Annotated in this window: 13 protein-coding genes; 11 read left to right on the forward strand and 2 right to left on the reverse strand. The window is 62.5% G+C overall.

The window, feature by feature from the left end; translation table 11 throughout:
- Window positions 1-46: 46 nt before the first annotated feature.
- From NKH36_RS17415 to sufA, 8 genes are all read left to right on the forward strand, one after another.
- A complete protein-coding gene (locus NKH36_RS17415) occupies window positions 47-1,225 on the forward strand; it encodes a cysteine desulfurase family protein (protein ID WP_352963732.1) in 1,179 nt (392 codons plus the stop codon).
- Between the two features lie 187 nt (window positions 1,226-1,412).
- On the forward strand, window positions 1,413-2,930 hold the full coding sequence (gene sufB, locus NKH36_RS17420) for a Fe-S cluster assembly protein SufB (RefSeq protein ID WP_352963531.1): 1,518 nt from the start codon (window positions 1,413-1,415) through the stop codon (window positions 2,928-2,930).
- A gap of 4 nt (window positions 2,931-2,934) precedes the next feature.
- Entirely contained in the window at window positions 2,935-3,210 is a 276-nt protein-coding gene (locus tag NKH36_RS17425; protein ID WP_352963534.1) for a hypothetical protein, read from the forward strand.
- A gap of 6 nt (window positions 3,211-3,216) precedes the next feature.
- Window positions 3,217-3,972, forward strand: coding sequence for a Fe-S cluster assembly ATPase SufC (gene sufC, locus NKH36_RS17430; RefSeq protein WP_352963734.1), 756 nt, complete (start codon window positions 3,217-3,219; stop codon window positions 3,970-3,972).
- Between the two features lie 43 nt (window positions 3,973-4,015).
- Window positions 4,016-5,284, forward strand: coding sequence for a Fe-S cluster assembly protein SufD (sufD, locus tag NKH36_RS17435; RefSeq protein WP_352963536.1), 1,269 nt, complete (start codon window positions 4,016-4,018; stop codon window positions 5,282-5,284).
- Window positions 5,285-5,385: 101 nt separating this feature from the next.
- Window positions 5,386-6,627, forward strand: coding sequence for a cysteine desulfurase (locus tag NKH36_RS17440; RefSeq protein ID WP_352963736.1), 1,242 nt, complete (start codon window positions 5,386-5,388; stop codon window positions 6,625-6,627).
- Window positions 6,628-6,632: 5 nt separating this feature from the next.
- Window positions 6,633-7,025 (forward strand): SUF system Fe-S cluster assembly protein, encoded by a 393-nt coding sequence (locus tag NKH36_RS17445; protein WP_292393203.1) that lies wholly within the window; start codon window positions 6,633-6,635, stop codon window positions 7,023-7,025.
- A 110-nt stretch (window positions 7,026-7,135) separates the two neighbouring features.
- Window positions 7,136-7,516 (forward strand): Fe-S cluster assembly scaffold SufA, encoded by a 381-nt coding sequence (gene sufA / locus NKH36_RS17450; protein ID WP_006206001.1) that lies wholly within the window; start codon window positions 7,136-7,138, stop codon window positions 7,514-7,516.
- A gap of 132 nt (window positions 7,517-7,648) precedes the next feature.
- On the opposite strand, the gene NKH36_RS17455 is transcribed toward sufA, so the two are convergent.
- Window positions 7,649-8,146, reverse strand: coding sequence for a GFA family protein (locus NKH36_RS17455; RefSeq protein WP_352963539.1), 498 nt, complete (start codon window positions 8,144-8,146; stop codon window positions 7,649-7,651).
- Between the two features lie 92 nt (window positions 8,147-8,238).
- Here NKH36_RS17455 and NKH36_RS17460 point away from each other — a divergent pair, with 92 nt between their 5' ends.
- Window positions 8,239-8,556, forward strand: a complete 318-nt coding sequence (locus NKH36_RS17460) for a TfoX/Sxy family protein (RefSeq protein WP_352963542.1) — start codon at window positions 8,239-8,241, stop codon at window positions 8,554-8,556.
- 10 nt (window positions 8,557-8,566) lie between these two features.
- Here the strand turns inward: NKH36_RS17460 and NKH36_RS17465 are convergent, their stop codons facing one another.
- Window positions 8,567-9,505 carry a carbohydrate kinase family protein gene (locus NKH36_RS17465; protein ID WP_352963545.1) on the reverse strand — a complete coding sequence of 313 codons (939 nt, stop codon included), beginning with the start codon at window positions 9,503-9,505 and terminating at the stop codon, window positions 8,567-8,569.
- Between the two features lie 274 nt (window positions 9,506-9,779).
- Between NKH36_RS17465 and recA the strand changes: the two genes are divergently transcribed.
- Both recA and alaS read left to right on the forward strand, forming a co-directional pair.
- Window positions 9,780-10,877, forward strand: a complete 1,098-nt coding sequence (gene recA, locus NKH36_RS17470) for a recombinase RecA (protein ID WP_352963548.1) — start codon at window positions 9,780-9,782, stop codon at window positions 10,875-10,877.
- Between the two features lie 221 nt (window positions 10,878-11,098).
- A complete protein-coding gene (gene alaS, locus NKH36_RS17475) occupies window positions 11,099-13,765 on the forward strand; it encodes an alanine--tRNA ligase (RefSeq protein WP_352963551.1) in 2,667 nt (888 codons plus the stop codon).
- The last annotated feature ends 4 nt before the right edge of the window (window positions 13,766-13,769 follow it).

Genomic DNA, 13,769 nt, shown 5'->3' on the forward strand with positions numbered 1-13,769 from the left:
TCAAGTAAAAACCCGGCAACCCCCCGGCACCGGCTTTTCGGGCCCCCTGTTCTCCTCAAAACGGCCGCCCCCCCGCCCCAACCCCCACACCCCGCCCCGCGCCCGGCTCGGCGCGGCGCGGCCCGCGGCAATGATTGCCGCGCTCGATACTGCCGCTAACCCGTCATCGGTCCATGCGGAAGGTCGTGCCGCACGGCGGCTGATCGAGAATGCAAGGCGCGATGTGGCGGCCCTGGTCAACGCCAGCGCCCAGCATGTTGTGTTCACCTCTGGTGCGACGGAAGCCGCCTCGACGCTGCTCACGCCGGATTGGCAGATGGGGCGCGGCACTGTCCGCATGAGCCGGCTCTATGTCTGCGAAGCCGATCATACTTGTTTGTTGAATGGCGGGCGTTTTCCGGCAGCCCAGGTGACGCACTTCGGCATCGACGCCGACGGCGTCGTCAGGCTGGACGCGTTGGCGGCGGCACTCGCCGCCCATGACAAGGCAGACGGCCTGCCGCTGGTGGCGATCCATGCCGCCAACAACGAGACCGGCGTCATCCAGCCGGTTGGGCGCGTCGCCGAAATCGTCAAAGCGGTGGGCGGCATCCTGGTCGTCGACGCCGTGCAGGCAGCCGGTCGCATTCCGCTCGATATGTCAGCGGGTTATGCCGATTACTTGATTCTGTCTTCGCACAAGATCGGCGGTCCCAAGGGCGTTGGCGCCATTATCGCCGCCTCGGACCTGATGATGCCCAGGCCCTTGATCGCCGGCGGTGGCCAGGAAAAGGGTCATCGTGGCGGCACCGAAAATCTGGCCGCGATCGCCGGTTTTGGCGCGGCGGCCCGGGAGGCCCTGATCGGATTGAAGAGTATCGATGCGATCGGTAGCCGCCGCGACGAGATCGAGGCCATCGTGAAAACGCTGGTGCCGGATGCGGAAATCTTCGGAACCGGGGCGCCGAGGCTTGCCAATACGACATTCTTCGCTATTGCGGGCATCAAGGCCGTGACGGCGCAGATCGCCTTCGATCTGGCGGGCGTAGCGCTGTCGGCCGGTTCCGCCTGTTCATCAGGTAAGGTCGGCCCGAGCCATGTGCTGAAAGCCATGGGTTACAATGACAGCCTTGGCGCTTTGCGCGTGTCCATCGGCCACGCAACGAGCGCCGAGGACATCGAACTGTTCCGCACTGCGCTGGCGGGTATTGCCTCACGCCGCGCCGGCAGGGAAGAAGCCGCCTGAGCGCGGCAAACAAACGCAGGCCTTCTGGCCTGGTAGAGCCGTGCGTTTCATGGTGGCCGGGTGAATTTCCGGCAGGGACGCACTATATGGAACTTACGCCGCCTAGGTTGCCTCACGGGCACTCGTTTCGCGGTGCCATAGTTTGAAAACTGCCGGGCCTTGACCCCGGCGTGGATGGAGAACGCTAATGCCTGCTGTGCAGGACACGATCGATCGGGTTCGAAAGATCGACGTCGACCAATACAAATACGGATTCCAGACCGAAATCGCGATGGACAAGGCCCCAAAGGGCCTGAGCGAAGACATTATCCGCTTCATTTCAGCGAAGAAGGACGAGCCGTCCTGGATGCTGGAATGGCGTCTGGAAGCCTATCGACGCTGGGTGACGCTGGAGGAGCCGAAGTGGGCGCGCGTCCATTATCCGAAGATCGATTTCCAGGACCTCTACTATTACGCGGCGCCCAAGAGCACGCCGGGACCGACATCGCTGAGCGACGTCGATCCCGAACTGTTGAGGGTCTACGAAAAGCTCGGTATCCCGCTGAGGGAACAGGAAATCCTCGCCGGCGTGCAGAAGACCGATGCGTCGGAACTCGAGGAACCCAGCGACAATGTCTATAAGTCGGGCCGCGTCGCCGTCGACGCGGTGTTCGATTCCGTGTCCGTCGTCACCACCTTCAAGAAGGAGCTGGCGCAGGCCGGCGTCATCTTCTGCTCGATCTCGGAAGCCATCCGCGAGCATCCGGAACTGGTGAAGAAATATCTCGGTTCGGTCGTGCCGACCTCCGACAATTTTTACGCCACCCTGAATTCCGCGGTGTTCACCGACGGTTCCTTCGTCTTTGTGCCCAAGGGCGTGCGCTGCCCGATGGAACTGTCGACCTATTTCCGCATGAACGAGAAGAACACCGGCCAGTTCGAGCGCACGCTGATCATCGCCGAGGAAGGGGCTTACGTCTCCTATCTCGAAGGCTGCACGGCGCCGCAGCGCGACGAGAACCAGCTTCACGCCGCGGTGGTCGAGCTGATCGCGCTCGACGATGCCGAGATCAAATACTCGACGGTGCAGAACTGGTACCCCGGCGACGCCGAGGGCAAAGGCGGTATCTACAATTTCGTCACCAAGCGCGGCGACTGCCGCGGCGACCGCTCGAAGATTTCGTGGACGCAGGTCGAGACCGGTTCGGCGATCACCTGGAAATATCCGAGCTGCATCCTGCGCGGCGATGATTCCAGCGGCGAGTTCTATTCGATCGCCGTGTCGAACGGCTATCAGCAGGTCGATAGCGGTACCAAGATGATCCATCTCGGCAAGAACACGTCGAGCCGCATCATCTCCAAGGGTATTGCCGCCGGCTTCTCGCAGAACACCTATCGCGGCCAGGTCTCGGCGCACCGCAAGGCAACCAACGCCCGCAACTTCACCAACTGTGACTCGCTGCTGATTGGCGACCAGTGCGGCGCGCACACCGTGCCCTACATGGAAGCCAAGAACGCAACGGCACAGTTCGAGCACGAGGCGACGACGTCGAAAATCTCCGAGGACCAGAAATTCTACGTTATGCAGCGCGGCATTCCGGAAGAAGAGGCGATCGCGCTGATCGTCAACGGCTTCGTCAAGGACGTCATCCAGCAGTTGCCGATGGAATTCGCGGTCGAGGCGCAGAAGCTGATCGGTATTTCGCTGGAAGGCTCGGTGGGCTGATTAGATGGAACGGCGCTCCTGGAAATTCTTCGAGCGAATCGAGAGCTTGATATTCATCGTTCTGATGCTCTTGCTGACGCTGGCTGTTGGAGGTGCCGCGATGGCTCTGATAGGCGCAATGCTTGGCCTGAGTTCGGTAAAGACTATTGGTGGTTCGATTGCGGGCCTAGGCGCGGTTGGGTTTTTTGGCTGGATGTTGGTTACTGGCGATCTTGCGGGCGCGCTTTTAGGGCATCCCGTCAAGGTCCGAGCGTCGAGAACACTAAGAACACGAAAGTAGAAAATGATGCTTGAGATTAAGAACCTGCATGCCCGTATCGTCGATGACGGCACCGAAATCATCCGTGGCCTGAACCTGACGGTGAAAGCCGGCGAGGTCGCGGCCATCATGGGTCCGAATGGCTCGGGCAAGTCGACGCTGTCCTATATCCTCGCCGGGCGCGAGGATTATGAGGTGACCGAGGGCGATATCCTCTACAACGGCCAGTCGATCCTCGAAATGGATCCGGCCGAGCGTGCCACCGCAGGCATCTTCCTCGCCTTCCAGTATCCGATGGAAATACCGGGCGTGGCGACGATGGAATTCCTGAAGGTGGCGATGAACGAGCAGCGCAAGGCGCGCGGCGAGGAGCCGCTGAAGATCCCGGAATTTCTGAAGCGCGTTAAGGAGGCGGCGGCCTCGCTCAACATGGACATGGCGATGCTGAAGCGGCCACTCAATGTCGGCTTTTCCGGTGGCGAGAAAAAGCGCGCCGAGATCCTGCAGATGAAGCTTCTGGAGCCAAAGCTCTGCGTCCTTGACGAGACCGATTCAGGGCTCGACATCGACGCGTTGAAGATTGTCTCGGACGGCGTCAACGCGCTGCGCTCGCCGGACCGCGCCATCGTTATCATCACCCACTACCAGCGCCTGCTCCAACACATCGAGCCTGATAGCGTGCACGTGCTGTACAGAGGCCAGGTGATCAAATCGGGCGACAAGTCGCTGGCGCTCGACCTCGAAGCCAATGGCTATGCCGGCGTGATCGGCCAAGCCGCGTGACATGCCAGAAGGCCCAGAAGGCAAGCCAAGCAAGGCGAGACTGATGAATATACACACGACACCCCAGCGAACGCCGGCCGAAACGGCGCTGATCGACGCCTTCAGCGACCGGCTGTCGCTGTTGCCCGGCGACGGCACAGTGATGCTGAAGCGCGACGACGCCATCGAGGCGATCAAGAGCGGCCTGCCGACGCGGCGCATCGAATCCTGGCACTACACAGACCTGCGCCGCCTGCTGACTTCGGTTCCGGATTTCGATCCCGCAGCCGTCGCGAAAGCCATTGCGCCTGTTGTCGAAGGGTCAGCCGTTCTGCCGGTGCTGAACGGCGTGTCGAGCGCGAAAATGCCCGATATCGAAGGCGTTGCCGTGCAGCGCCTGTCGGAGAAACTGACTGACGGCAGCATCGCGCCGGGCCTCGATCCCTATGGCGCCGACGATGCTATCGGCGCGCTGAACACCGCTTTCGTTGCCGACGGCTATTTTGTCGACATCGTCGACGGCACCGAACTGGACAAGCCGATCGAACTGCAGAACCTCCAATCCGGCGGCCAGACGCATGTGCGCCTGGCCGTCCGCGTCGGCGCCGGCGCCAAGGCTGTTATCGTCGAGCGCCAGGCGGGCGAGGGCGCCGCACTCGTCAGCTCGGTCAGCCAGCTTCTGCTCGACGAGGGCGCCGACGTGACGTGGCTGATCGTGCAGGAGCAGCCGGATACGGCGACGCATCTTGCCCAGTTCAAGGCGCATCTCGGCAAGGATTCCAAACTGACGCTGTTCGTCATGAATGCCGGCGGCAAGCTGGTGCGCCAGGAGGTCGTGGTCAGAACGACAGGCGAGGGCGCCGATTTCACGCTGCGTGGCATCAACCTGCTTGCCGGCGACACCCATACGGACGTGACCATGGTGCTCGACCATGCCGTGCCGCACACGGCCTCGACCGAGGTGATCCGCAACGTGGTGACGGGAAGAGCGCGCGGCGTCTTCCAGGGGCGCATCAACGTCCACCAATATGCGCAGAAGACCAACGCCAAGATGGCCTGTAACACGCTGCTTCTGTCGGATGACGGCGAGTTCTCGACCAAGCCTGAGCTCGAAATCTTCGCCGACGACGTCGTCTGCGGCCATGGCGCGACCGTCACCGAGATCGACCACAGCCATCTGTTCTACCTGATGGCGCGCGGCATCGACGAGAAAACCGCGCGCGGGCTGTTGGTCAAGGCGTTCGTCGCCGAGGTGATCGAGGAACTGGACGACGAGGCGATCGTCGAGGCGCTGGAAACGAGGCTCGACGGCTGGTTCCTCGCACACGGGTGACGCGCCCAACCTTCTCCTCTTGTGGGAGAAGGTGGCCGAGCGAAGCTCGGTCGGATGAGGGGTGTTGGACGGAATGAGGCGATGCCTCGAGAGAGCTTATGATGGACCAGAAAGTCGAAAACATCCCCTACGACGTCGAGGCGATCCGCCGCGACTTTCCGATCCTGTCGCGGGAAGTCTACGGCAAACCGCTGGTCTATCTCGACAACGGCGCCTCGGCTCAGAAGCCGCAGGCCGTGCTCGACGCCATCCAGCACGCTTATTCCCAGGAATACGCCAATGTCCATCGCGGGCTGCATTTCCTGTCTAACGCCGCGACCGACGCCTATGAGAAGGCGCGCGAGACGGTTCGCCGTTTCCTCAACGCGCCAAGCACCGACAACATCGTCTTCACCTCGAACACGACCGCGGCGATCAACACCGTCGCCTATGGCTTCGGCATGCCCAATATCGGCGAGGGCGATGAAATAGTCCTGTCGATCATGGAGCACCATTCCAACATCGTGCCGTGGCATTTCATCCGCGAGCGGCAGGGCGCGAAACTGGTCTGGGTGCCGGTCGACGATCTCGGCGTCTTTTACATCCAGGAGTTCGAGAAACGGCTGACCGACCGCACAAAGCTGGTTGCCATCACGCACATGTCGAACGCGCTGGGCACGGTGACGCCGATCAAGGAGATCGTCCGCATCGCGCATGCGCGCGGCATTCCGGTGCTGGTCGACGGCAGCCAGAGCGCCGTGCATATGCCCATCGACGTGCAGGACCTCGACTGCGATTTCTTCGTTTTCACCGGCCATAAGGTCTACGGTCCCTCGGGCATCGGCGTGCTCTACGGCAAGAAGGACATGCTGGAGCGCATGCGCCCGTTCATGGGCGGCGGCGAAATGATCGAGGAGGTGACGCAAGACATCGTCACCTACAACGACCCGCCGCACCGCTTCGAGGCCGGCACACCGCCGATCGTCCAGGCGATCGGGCTCGGCGCTGCGCTCGAATACATGGAAAAGATCGGCCGCGAGCGCATCGCCGCCCACGAGGCCGATCTGAAGGACTATGCGCATCAGCGGCTGCGGGCCATCAATTCGCTGCGCATCTTCGGCGACGCGCCTGGTAAGGGCGCCATCATCTCCTTCGAACTGCAGGGCATTCATGCTCATGACGTGTCGATGGTGATCGATAGGCAAGGCGTTGCTGTCCGCGCCGGTACCCATTGCGCCCAGCCGCTGTTGAAACGCTTCGGCGTAACCTCCACATGCAGGGCATCGTTCGGTATGTATAATACCAGGGCCGAAGTCGATGCTTTGGCCGAGGCGCTCGAAAAAGCGCGAAAGTTCTTCGGATGACGATCATGGATGATGCCAGCCACACCGCTGAGACCACTTCGGAAACGACTGCCAACGGTCTGGTTTCCGCCTCGGCTATTCCCGCCGACGAACTGGCGCGGCTGACCGACGACATCGTCTCGGCGCTGAAGACGGTTTACGACCCGGAAATCCCGGCCGACATCTACGAGCTTGGCCTGATCTACAAGATCGACATCGAGGACGACCGTTCGGTCAAGATCGACATGACGCTGACCGCGCCGGGCTGCCCGGTGGCCGGCGAAATGCCGGGCTGGGTGGAAAATGCCGTCGGCGCCGTCGAAGGCGTGTCCGGCGTCGAGGTCAACATGACCTTCGATCCGCCCTGGTCGCCCGACCGCATGTCGGAAGAGGCGCAGGTGGCTGTGGGCTGGTACTAGCACCGGATATGACAAAGATTGGCGCACTTGCGCCAAGCAGAAAATTTCACCATTTTAGGTGAGGAATCATTCGGCAGGCCTTGAACCTGCACGCAATGGAGAAAGAAAAGATGGGACGCTTTGCCGTCATCACGATGACCGAAAAGGCTGCCGACCGGGTTCGCGAAATCGTTGCGACTCGTGAGAATGCGCATGGCATTCGCCTTGGCATCAAGAAGGGCGGCTGCGCCGGCATGGAATATACGGTCGATCTGGTGACCGAACCCAACACCAAGGATGATCATATCGAGCGCGACGGCGCCCATGTCTATGTCGCGCCTGAGGCAGCGCTTTTCCTGTTCGGCACCGAGATGGATTTTGAGCAGACGACGCTGCGCACCGGTTTCACCTTCCGCAACCCGAACCAGAGCTCGGCCTGCGGCTGCGGCGAATCGGTTGAGCTCAAGCCGGCCGATCTGAAGGCCCTGGCCGAGGCGCGCGCATCGGCCTGATCTTCCCTTCTCCCCGTTTACGGGGAGAAGGTGGCCCGAACGGCCGGATGAGGGGCAGAGCCGGCCTCTGTGATTTTTGCGCCGCCCTCATCTGCCTGCCGGCATCTTCTCCCCGTAAACGGAGAGAAGGACCTAATCCACCCACATTCCCGTCCGCTTGTGCCAGTCTGCGATCGATTCCTCAGGATAGACGTCGAAGGTCTTGTCGCCCTTGCCGATCTCGGGCTCGACCCAGTTCGCCTTGTATTTCAGCATGAGGTGCACCTTTTCAGGCGGTTTCGGCAGGTCTGTGTCGATCGCCGAGGCGAAGGGATGGACCAGCTCCGGCCAGGTCGGATCGTAAAGCCACAGTGCCGATCCGCATTTCCTGCAGAAATTCCGCTCGCCTGACGAGATTTCGCATTGCGGATGCTCGTCGTCCTCGATCTCGGCTTGGTAGACGCCAAGATTGCGCTTGCCCTCGATTTTCAGCGTCTCGAAATCGGCGCCGAGATTGATGGCGAAGCCGCCGCCGCCCTGCTGCTTGCGACAGATCGAGCAGTAGCAGAGCATGAACGGCACCGGCGTGTGGCTTTCCACCTCGAAGCGGACGGCATTGCACCGGCAGTTCCCTTTGAGCAGAAGCGGCATGATGAGGACTCCGAAGAATTTGGCTCTCAACTTGTTAGCATGGTTTTGGTTGCGGCGATGACAAGGGGAAGTCCGGGTGACATGATCGCGGCATGGACAATGAACGCATCGCCGAACTTTTCGAAGGGCTCGGCCCGGTCAGCATTCGCAAGATGTTCGGCGGCAAGGGCATCTACTTCGACGGCGTCATCATCGCCATCGTTATCCGTGGCGAATTGATGCTGAAGGCCGACGCGGAAAGCGCGCCGGAATTCGAAGCTGCCGGCTGCCGGCAATGGACCTACACCGGCTCACGGCACGGCAAGCTGGTGTCCATGCCGTACTGGAGCGTTCCCGACAGTGCTTTCGACGATCCGGATGAGATGGCGGTCTGGGCACGCCGGGCCTATGAAGCGGGACTGCGCGCATAGCTGCTGGTCATTACCTCATGCCAATTTCCTGCGCCTCGGGCACAAGGGCCAGCGCCTCGGCAAGGGTCGCCGCCGTAAAAGCCGGCACAAGTTCGGCACCTTCGATCGCAAGCATTGCCGCGGCAACGCCTTCGCGCAGCGCCGCGCGCAACGTCAGGCCGCGCAGCAGAGCGGCGACCGTTGCGCCCGCCAGCGCATCGGCGGCGCCGTCCGCGACCTTTCGTGGCGGCAGGATCGAGAAGGCGCCGGCCGCGTTGAAACCCAGCACCGGACCGTCATCCGCCGTCACCACGCCGCCTTTAAGGCCCGCTCGCCTCAGGCCGTCGGCGATATCTTGCTCCCCAGCATCGATACCGACATCGGCGAGTGCGATGGCCTCGCATCGGTTCATGAAGACCAGCGCCAGACTGCCGAGCACCGGCGCGAGCCGCACCGCCTTGGCCGGTGAGGCGGCGAGGGCGAAGACCGGCTTGCCGGCGGCAAGCGCCACCAGCCGCTCCAGCGCCGTCGACGGCAGGTTGGCGTCGCAAAGGACCGCATCGGCATTGCTGATCGCCTCGCGCACCTTGGCACGACGGATTTGCTTGGGAAGCGCCAGATCATAGAGCGCCATGTCGGCAAGGCTGACGATCAGCCCGCCGTCGCCGTCGAATATCGTGGTGTTGCTCGGCGTCGTGCGATCGAGGAACACCACGGACAGATCGGTAATGCCGGCCGCAGCGATGGCGCGCGAGACCGTATCGGCCAGAACATCGCCGCCGCGCACCGAAAGCAGCGAACCGGAGACGCCGCACCGCACGGCGCTGCGCAGCGCATTGAAGACGGCACCGCCGACAGCCTCGCGCATCGTGCCGGGATTTGACGCCGCTGGCACGAAGGCGCCCGAAACCTGGCCGCGCCGATCTATATAGGCGCCGCCAACGGCCAGAATTGTCGGCGACTTCATCATGCCGGCGAGACGACCTTTGCTGTTGCCGGGTGGAGACTAGGTTGTCCCGCGGAACCCGGCAACCGGAGGCGCGATTCGGAAGATGCCAGCACGATCCTGCGGAGGAAGCCGGATACATCCTGGGGTGAAAGCGCGAAACAAAAAAAGAACAAATCCGGATATTGTTTGTTTTTCAATCCTTTGTCTCCCCTTGCCAGACGAGAACAAAAAAGGTACAAATTAACAAGGATTACGGATTGTCCGGCCTTCATTGACGACCAAGGGGTGATGTATCATGGCTCAGAATTCTTTGCGGCTTGTAGAGGACAAAGCAGTGGATAAATCAAAGGCTCTGGACGCGGCGCTGTCGCAAATCGAGCGTGCCTTCGGCAAGGGCTCGATCATGCGGCTCGGCGCAAACGAGCAGGTCGTCGAGATCGAAACGGTGCCGACCGGTTCGCTTGGCCTCGACATCGCGCTTGGCGTCGGCGGCCTGCCGCGCGGCCGCATCGTCGAGATCTACGGGCCGGAAAGCTCGGGCAAGACGACGCTGGCGCTGCACACGGTGGCCGAGGCCCAGAAGAAGGGCGGCATCTGCGCCTTCGTCGATGCTGAGCACGCGCTCGACCCGGTCTATGCCCGCAAGCTCGGCGTCGATCTCGAAAACCTGCTGATTTCGCAGCCCGACACCGGCGAGCAGGCGCTGGAGATCTGCGACACGCTGGTACGTTCGGGCGCCATTGACGTGCTGGTGGTCGATTCGGTCGCGGCGCTGACACCGCGGGCCGAAATCGAGGGCGAAATGGGCGATTCGCTGCCCGGCCTGCAGGCCCGCCTGATGAGCCAGGCGCTGCGCAAGCTGACCGCCTCGATCTCGCGCTCCAACACCATGGTCATCTTCATCAACCAGATCCGCATGAAGATCGGGGTCATGTTCGGTTCGCCCGAGACCACGACCGGCGGCAACGCGCTGAAATTCTACGCTTCGGTGCGCCTCGACATTCGCCGCATCGGCTCGGTCAAGGACCGCGACGAGGTCGTCGGCAACCAGACCCGCGTCAAGGTGGTCAAGAACAAGCTGGCACCGCCCTTCAAGGTGGTCGAATTCGACATCATGTATGGCGAGGGCGTGTCCAAGACCGGCGAGTTGGTCGACTTGGGTGTCAAGGCCGGCGTGGTCGAAAAGTCGGGCGCCTGGTTCTCCTACAATTCGCAGCGCCTCGGCCAGGGCCGCGAGAACGCAAAACTGTTCCTGCGCGATAATCCCGACACTGCGCGCGAGATCGAGCTGGCGCTGAGGCAGAATGCCGGGCTGATCGCCGAGAAATTCCTCGAAAATGGTGGTTCCGAAGGCGGAAACGATGGTTTCGAGGACGAAGCGGGCGCCATGTAGACTTTGGCTGTAATCGAGTTCTGTATTGTTGCGTTTCGAACCGCCGGCCTACGCCGGCGGTTTGCGTTTCGGCGGGGGCGCCGAGATGACCCGGCAAGCCCCGCAAATTGGCCCAATTCCGTGTTTCTGGACAGGGTGCAACGCGGCGGCTAAAAGGCCATGTCCATTTGCCGTCGGCCGGGCCGACGGCTCTCTCTAAAAGCTAAAAGGCAGTATTATTCATGAGTGGCGTGAACGAGATCCGGTCGACATTCCTCGACTATTTCCGCAAGGAAGGTCACGAGGTCGTCGCGTCGAGCCCGCTGGTGCCGCGCAACGACCCGACGCTGATGTTCACCAACGCCGGCATGGTGCAGTTCAAGAACGTCTTCACCGGCCTGGAAAAGCGGCCCTATTCGCGTGCCACGACCGCTCAGAAGAGTGTCCGCGCCGGCGGCAAGCACAACGACCTCGACAATGTCGGCTACACCGCGCGCCACCTGACCTTCTTCGAGATGCTCGGCAATTTCTCGTTCGGCGACTATTTCAAGGAGCGCGCTATCGAACTTGCCTGGAACCTGATCACCAAGGAGTTTGGGCTGAAGAAGGACAAGCTGCTGGTCACCGTCTATCACACCGACCACGAGGCGGCCGGCTACTGGAAGAAGATCGCCGGCTTTTCCGACGATCGCATCATCCGCATTCCGACCTCGGACAATTTCTGGGCAATGGGCGACACCGGACCTTGCGGGCCGTGCTCGGAGATATTCATCGACCGTGGTGAGCACATCTGGGGCGGCCCTCCCGGCAGCCCCGAGGAAGATGGCGACCGTTTCCTCGAATTCTGGAACCTGGTGTTCATGCAGTACGAACAGGTGACGAAGGACGAGCGTATCGACCTGCCGCGCCCGTCGATCGATACTGGCATGGGCCTGGAGCGCATGGCCTCCATTCTGCAAGGGGTGGAGAGCGTCTTCGAGACCGACCTGTTCCGTCACCTGGTCGACGTTGCGTCATCCGCGCTCGGCCGCGGTCCGGATGGGGGCACCGTCGCATCGTTCCGCGTCATCGCCGACCATTTGCGTTCGTCCTGCTTTTTGGTGGCCGACGGCGTGCTGCCGTCCAACGAAGGCCGCGGCTACGTGCTGCGTCGCATCATGCGCCGCGCCATGCGTCATGCGCAGCTTTTGGGCGCCCGTGATCCACTGATGTGGCGGCTGGTGCCGGCGCTGGTGCGCGAGATGGGCCAGGCCTACCCCGAACTGGTGCGCGGCGAACAGATGATCACCGAGACGCTGAAGCTTGAGGAAACCCGTTTCCGCAAGACCCTGGTGCGCGGCTTGGGCCTGCTTTCGGAGGCGACGGAAAAGCTGGGCGCCGGCGACATGCTGGATGGCGAGACAGCCTTCAAGCTCTACGACACCTATGGCTTTCCGCTCGATCTGACGCAGGACGCACTGCGCCAGCGCAGCATCTCGGTTGATCTTGCCGGCTTCACCAATGCGATGGAGCAGCAGAAGGCCGAGGCGCGCAAGACCTGGGCTGGTTCCGGCGAGCCCGCGACCGAAACGGTGTGGTTCCCGGTGCGCGAGAAGAACGGCGCCACCGAATTCCTCGGCTACGAGACCGAGCAGGCGGAAGGCCTCATCCAGGCGCTGGTCAGGGACGGCAAGATCGTCGACAGCGCCGCCAAGGGCGACGCCGTTGCCGTGGTCGTCAACCAGACGCCGTTCTATGGCGAGTCCGGCGGCCAGATGGGCGATACCGGCGTCATTTCGGGCGAAGGGTTCTCGATCGAGATCTCCGACACGCAGAAGAAGGCCGATGGGCTATTCGTGCACCTCGGCAAGGTGGTCAACGGCACGGTCAACACGGGCGCGACTGTCGAGCTGAAGGTCGACCATGCGCGCCGCTCCAGGCTGCGCGCGAACCATTCCGCGACGCATCTGATCCACGAAGCGCTGCGCGAGGTGCTGGGCATCCATGTCGCGCAGAAGGGCTCCCTAGTCGCGCCCGAGCGTCTGCGCTTCGACATTTCGCACAACAAGCCGATCTCGCCCGACGAGCTCGAAGAGGTCGAGCGGATGGCGAACGAGATCGTCGTCCAGAACAGCCCGGTCACCACGCGGCTGATGTCGGTTGACGATGCCATTGCCGAAGGCGCCATGGCGCTGTTTGGCGAGAAGTATGGCGATGAAGTGCGCGTCGTTTCGATGGGCACGGGCTTGCATGGCGCCAAGGCCAACCGGCCCTATTCGGTCGAGCTCTGCGGCGGCACGCATGTCAGGGCGACCGGCGATATCGGTCTGGTGCGCGTGGTGTCGGACAGTGCGGTGGCCGCTGGGGTGCGCCGCATCGAGGCGCTGACCGGAGAGGCGGCCAGAAAGCATCTCGACGAGCAGGACAAGCGGCTGAAGGCGGTCGCGGCCGCGCTGAAGATTTCGCCAGCCGACGTGCCGGCCCGCGTCGAGGCGCTGCTCGACGAGCGCAAGAAGCTAGAGAAGGAGCTGACCGAAGCGCGCAAGAAGCTGGCGCTGGGCGACCGCTCGCCAGCCGGCGTGCCTGCCGAGAACGAGATTATTGCCGGTGTCGGCTTCCTCGGCAAGGCGGTATCGGGCGTCTCGCCAAAGGATTTGAAACCGTTGGCCGATGCCGGCAAGAAGTCGCTCGGCTCCGGCGTCGTCGTCTTCGTTGGCGCCGGCGAGGACAACAAGGCCAGCGTCGTGGTCGGCGTCACCGACGACCTGACCAGCCGCTTCAGCGCGGTCGATCTGGTCCGCGTGGCGTCCGCGGCATTGGGTGGGCAGGGCGGCGGCGGTCGGCCTGACATGGCCCAGGCCGGCGGCCCGGATGCCTCGAAAGCCGAGAATGCAATCGCTGCGGTGAAGGCGGCACTGGAGGCCGCATAGCCCC

The sequence above is a fragment of the Mesorhizobium sp. M1312 genome, assembly GCF_040318115.1.
GTDB lineage: Bacteria > Pseudomonadota > Alphaproteobacteria > Rhizobiales > Rhizobiaceae > Mesorhizobium.